The sequence below is a fragment of the Saccharomonospora saliphila YIM 90502 genome, from assembly GCF_000383795.1.
GTDB classification, from domain to species: Bacteria; Actinomycetota; Actinomycetes; order Mycobacteriales; family Pseudonocardiaceae; genus Saccharomonospora; species Saccharomonospora saliphila.
This window is the reverse complement of sequence record NZ_KB912696.1, coordinates 80,959-86,355: the sequence shown is the minus strand read 5'-3', so window position 1 is coordinate 86,355 and position 5,397 is coordinate 80,959. Positions and strand designations below refer to the sequence as shown.

The 5,397-nt window shown below is 73.4% G+C and carries 3 protein-coding genes and 1 pseudogene; 1 reads left to right on the top strand and 3 read right to left on the bottom strand.

What is annotated here, in order from left to right:
- The 3 genes from xylB to glmS form a co-directional block, all read right to left on the bottom strand.
- Positions 1-1,252 (bottom strand): xylulokinase (xylB, locus tag SACSA_RS23220; RefSeq protein ID WP_019818535.1); only part of this gene is annotated, 1,252 nt, incomplete at its 3' end.
- Between the two features lie 242 nt (positions 1,253-1,494).
- Positions 1,495-2,949, bottom strand: a complete 1,455-nt coding sequence (locus SACSA_RS0115500; RefSeq protein ID WP_019818534.1) for an NAD(P)H-hydrate dehydratase — start codon at positions 2,947-2,949, stop codon at positions 1,495-1,497.
- 10 nt (positions 2,950-2,959) lie between these two features.
- Positions 2,960-4,819, bottom strand: coding sequence for a glutamine--fructose-6-phosphate transaminase (isomerizing) (gene glmS, locus SACSA_RS0115495; protein ID WP_019818532.1), 1,860 nt, complete (start codon positions 4,817-4,819; stop codon positions 2,960-2,962).
- Between the two features lie 193 nt (positions 4,820-5,012).
- Between glmS and SACSA_RS26885 the strand changes: the two are divergent.
- Positions 5,013-5,186 (top strand): annotated as a pseudogene (locus tag SACSA_RS26885) (alpha/beta hydrolase); the annotation flags it as partial.
- Positions 5,187-5,397: the final 211 nt, after the last annotated feature.

Below are 5,397 nucleotides of genomic sequence, written 5' to 3'. Positions count from 1 at the left end.
GCGCCGCGCCGACGGCGACGTGCTCGGCGGTCTCGGGCAGCACGACGGGCACCCCGAACACGGTGGGCGCGAGCGCCCGCACGCTTTCCGACTGTGCGGCCCCTCCGATGAGCAGCACCCGGCGTACCGCGACGCCGTGGGCGCGGACGGCGTCCAGGCCGACCGCCAGCCCGCACAGCATGCCCTCGACGGAAGCGCGGGCCAGGTTCTCCGGGGTCATGTTCGTGCGGCGCAGGCCGTGTACCGAGCCCGCCGCGTCCGGCAGGTTGGGGGTGCGCTCGCCGTCGAGGTACGGCAGCAGTGTCAAGCCGCCGGCCCCCGGGTCGGCCGCGAGCGCGAGCCGGTCGAGCCCGGCGAGGTCGACACCGAGGAGCTGGGCGGTCGAGGTGAGCACCCTGGCCGCGTTGAGCGTGCACACCAGCGGCAGGAAGCGGCCGCTGGCGTCGGCGAACCCGGCCACGGTGCCGCCCGGGTCCACCGGCGGGGTCTCGCTCACGCCGAACACCGTGCCGCTCGTGCCGAGCGAGACGACCACGTCCCCCTCGCCGAGTTCCAGAGCCAGCGCGGCGGCCATGTTGTCGCCGGTGCCCGCGGAGACGAGGGTGCCGTCCGGAGTGTGCCCAGCGGGTTCGGCGGGGCCGAGCACCCGCGGCAACTCAGGGTCACGGCCCCGGAACGCTCGGGTGAGGATGTCGCGGCGGTAGGCGCTTTTCGCGGGCGAAAAGTACCCCGTCCCCGACGCGTCACCACGATCGGTGACCGGCTCCGTGCCGGTGAGGCGCCAGGTCAGCCAGTCGTGTGGCAGGAGGACGCGGGCGACGCGGTCGGCATTCTCCGGCTCGTTGTCAGCCAGCCAACGCAGTTTGGTGACGGTGAAGCTCGCGACGGGCACGCTGCCGACCGCCTCGGCCCAGACCTCCGGGCCGCCGAGCTCGCCGGTCAGGTCGGCGGCGGCGCGCGCCGAGCGCGTGTCGTTCCACAGCAGTGCGGGGCGCACGACCTCCCCGCCGTCGTCGAGGGTGACCATGCCGTGCTGCTGTCCGGCGACCCCGATCGCCGACACGCCGTCGAGCAGGCCGTCGCTGGCGGACCGCCACGCCTCCCACCAACGGGCCGGGTCCACCTCGGTGGTGTCCGGGTGGTCGGCCCGCCCGGTCCGCACGATCCGCCCGGTCCCGGCCTCGCAGACCAGCACCTTGGTCGACTGCGTGGACGAGTCGACCCCCGCCACCAAAACCTCGTTGTTGTTCATGACGCAGAGCTTCCCCGCTGACGGCCGCCCACGTCCACGCACCGAACGACATTTCGCGGGCGAAACGACTTTCGGTCGCGCGGCCCGGCGGGGCGTCACCCCACCCCGGAACGCGTTTCGCGGGCGAACCGTGGCCGGGCGGGCACACCCCACCCACGGTTCGCGGGCAGAACGCGGTCAGCGCGGCAGGCGCGCCCACCTGGGCGCGAAAGGTCAGCCGGGGAGCGGAGCGGAAGGTGCGGTCACGGGCTCAGCCGCAGGGCGCCGCGCAGCGCGTCCGGCACGGCGGCCAGCACACCCGAGGCCGACGTCGGCACTCCACCGGCGGCCAGCTCACCCGCGCGGGCGTGTACGTCCGCGGCGAGACCGGCCGCCCGCCACGGCTCCACCCCGGACGACAACAAGGCGCCGAGCAGGCCCGAGAGCACGTCCCCCGAACCGGCCGTGGCCAGCCACGCCCCCCGCGACCGGTTGACGAGCACGCGCCCCCCGGGGTCGGCGACGACCGTGCAGTGCCCCTTGAGCAACACCACGGCGTGGAACCGGCGGGCCGCCTCGCGCACCGCGCCGACCCGGTCGGCACCGGGCGCGGCCCCGGTCAGCCGTTCGAACTCCCCGTCGTGCGGGGTCAAAACCAGGGGCGTGGCCGGGTCCCGGGCGTCGAGCACCTCCGGCCGCGCCGCGATGATCGTCAACGCGTCCGCGTCGGCGCACACGGGCACGCCCTGCCCAAGCGCGTGCGTCAGCACGTCGCGCCCCTCCGCGCCCGTGCCGATTCCCGGCCCGACGACCCAGGCCTGCACCCGCCCCGCGTCGAAAATCGACCCCGTGGCGACCACCTCGGGCCAGTGCGACCGCACCACGTCGGCGGCCGGACCCGCGTAGCGCACCATGCCGGCGGTCGCCCGTACCGCCGCGGCCGTGGCGAGCACCGCCGCCCCGGGGTAGGTCGAGGACCCGGCCGCGACGCCGGTCACACCCTGGGAGTACTTGTTGTCGGCCGGGCCCGGCAGTGGCCACGCGGTGGCCACATCGGCCACGTCGAGCACACACAGGTCGGGCTCACCCAGTTCACCATCCAGCCCGATGTCGACCAGCAGCACGTCGCCGCACCACTGCGGCGCGAGCACGTGCACGGGCTTGTGCGCCCCGAACGTCACCGTCCGGGTGGCCCGCACGGCGGGACCGTCGACCGCTCCGGTGTCCGGATCGACTCCGCTGGGCAGATCCACCGCGAGCACCGGGGCACTGACCTGCTCGAAGACCGCCGCCGCGTCCGGCCGCAGGGACCCCCGGGCCGAAATCCCGACGACCCCGTCGACGACCACGTCCGCGCCGTCGAGGAAGGCCGACACCGCGTCGGTGTCCGCCGCGTCCAGCACGCGGCCACCCGCACGCCGGAACGCGGCCAGCCCTTCGGCGTGCGCCTTGTCCGGGTTGAGCAGCACGGCGGCCACCGCCACGCCACGCCGGCGCAGGAAGAATCCCGCCCACAGCGCGTCCCCGCCGTTGTTGCCCGCACCGACGACCAGAACCACCCGCGTACCGGACACACGCCCCGCGTGCTCGGACAACAGGTCAGCAGCGTGCACGGACACTCCGTACGCGGCCCGGCGCATGAGCGCCCTCTCGGGAGTCACCCGCAGAAGCCGTTCCTCCGCGGCCCGCACGTGGGCGGTGGTCCAGACGCCGCGCACGATCGTCGCCCTACTCCACGGTCACGGACTTGGCGAGGTTGCGCGGCTTGTCGACGTCGTACCCCCGGCTGCGGGCGATCTCGGCCGCCAGCACCTGCAGCGGCACGGTCGACACCAACGGCTGGAGCAACGTCGGCACGGCGGGAACCTCGACGAGTTCGTCCGCGAACGGGCGCACCCGGTCGTCGCCCTCCTCGGCGATCACGATCGTGCGCGCACCCCGCGCCTGGATCTCGCTGATGTTGGACACCAGCTTCGAGTGCAACACCGCGCGGCCCTTCGGCGACGGCATCACTACCACCACGGGCAGATCGTCCTCGATCAGCGCGATCGGCCCGTGCTTGAGTTCACCCGCCGCGAACCCCTCGGCGTGCATGTAAGCGAGCTCCTTGAGCTTGAGCGCGCCCTCCAGCGCCACCGGGAAGCCGACATGCCTGCCGAGGAAGAGCACGGCCTTCGAGTCGGCCATCCGCTTGCCCAGTGCGCGCACCTGTTCCAACGTGCCCAGCGTCTTGGCCACGGCCGAGGACATCGCCTCCAGCTCACCGAACTCGCGGGCGACCTCGTCGGGGTACTTGGTGCCGCGCGCCTGGGCCAGCGCCAGCCCCACCAGGTAGTTCGCCGCCACCTGGGCGAGGAACGCCTTGGTCGAGGCCACCCCGATCTCCGGCCCCGCGTGGGTGTAGAGCACCGCGTCCGACTCACGGGGGATCTGGGCACCGTTGGTGTTGCAGACCGCGAGGACGCGGGCCTTCTGCTCACGGGCGTGCCGCACCGCCTCCAGCGTGTCGGCCGTCTCACCCGATTGGGAGACCGCGACCACGAGGGTGTCCCGGTCCAGCACCGGATCGCGGTAGCGGAACTCACTGGCCAGTTCCACCTCGACCGGCAGGCGGCACCAGTGCTCGATGGCGTACTTGGCGACGAGCCCGGAGTGGTAAGCCGACCCGCACGCGACGACGAACACCTTGTCGACGTCGCGAAGGTCCTGGTCGGACATGCGTTGCTCGTCGAGCACCACGCGGCCGGAGGAGAAGTGCCCGCGCAGCGTGTTCGCCAGGGCGTCGGGCTGTTCCTCGATCTCCTTGAGCATGAAGTACTCGTGGCCGCCCTTCTCGGCGGCCGAGAGGTCCCAGTCGACACTGAACGGCTTGGCGTCGGCCGGTTCCCCGGCGAAATCCGTGACCTCGTAGCCGTCCCGGGTGATCACGACGAGCTGGTCCTGACCGAGTTCCACGGCCTGCCGCGTGTGCTCGATGAACGCGGCGACGTCGGAGGCGACGAACGTCTCCCCCTCGCCCACGCCGACCACCAGCGGCGACGAACGGCGCGCCGCGACCACGTGGTCGGGCTGATCGGCGTGGGTGACCACGAGCGTGAACGCGCCCTCGAGACGGCGGCACACCGCGCGGACGCTGGCGGGAAGGTCACCCGCCGTGTCTCCCTCGGCGTAAGCACGGGCGATGAGGTGGGCTGTCGTCTCGGTGTCGGTGTCGCTGCTCAGTTCGACGCCCGAGGCCTCCAGCTCGGCGCGGAGCGCCGCGAAGTTCTCGATGATGCCGTTGTGCACGACGGCCACCCGGCCGGTGCCGTCGCGGTGCGGGTGGGAGTTGCGGTCGACGGGCGGGCCGTGCGTGGCCCAGCGGGTGTGTCCCATCCCGGCCGTTCCGGCGAACGCCTCCCGTCCGGCGGTGTCGACCGCGGCCTCCAGGTTGGCCAGGCGGCCTGCCCTGCGCTCGACGGTGAGGGCGTCACCGGTGAGTACGGCCACACCCGCCGAGTCGTAGCCCCGATACTCCATCCGGTGAAGGCCACCGAGCACGACGTCGAGCGCCTGCCGATGCCCGACGTATCCCACGATTCCACACACGCCCTTCAGCGTAACGACACCGACAGACCCCGCATCCTGGCCCCGGCCGGGCACGGTTAGCCCGCGAAACGCGCCTCGCGGTCTCTTCGCCGGGCGCGTGGCGCGGTCCCCGGCGGGCGCGTTTCGCGGGCGAAACGTGGTCACGGGCGGGCGCCCACCTGCCGAAGATCACGCCGTCGGCTAGTCTCCAGCCATGGCGAGCACGGCGAAGCGGCTACTCGAGCAGCTCACACACCCGGGGCCGCACGAGGTCCTGCGCGGCGACCTCGCACTCGTCGGCCTCCCCGGGGTGGTGTACACGCCGCGCGCCGGTCTCGACCTCCCCGCGGTCGCCTTCGGGCACGGCTGGCTCCACCGCCCCGGGCGGCCGCCAGGTCGGTGTCCACGTCGAGGAACACCGCGCCGGGCAGGTGACCGGCGCGGTAGGAGTCGACTCCCGGCGGGCCGGTGAGCCGCCACCGCACGTCGAGCACGGTGGGCCGTGCGCGCGTGCCGGGCTCGGCGTGCAGCAGTGCGTCGAGTTCGGCGGTGGAGACGAGGGAACGCATGGGACCATCCTGCCCTGCCCGCGCCGTCGG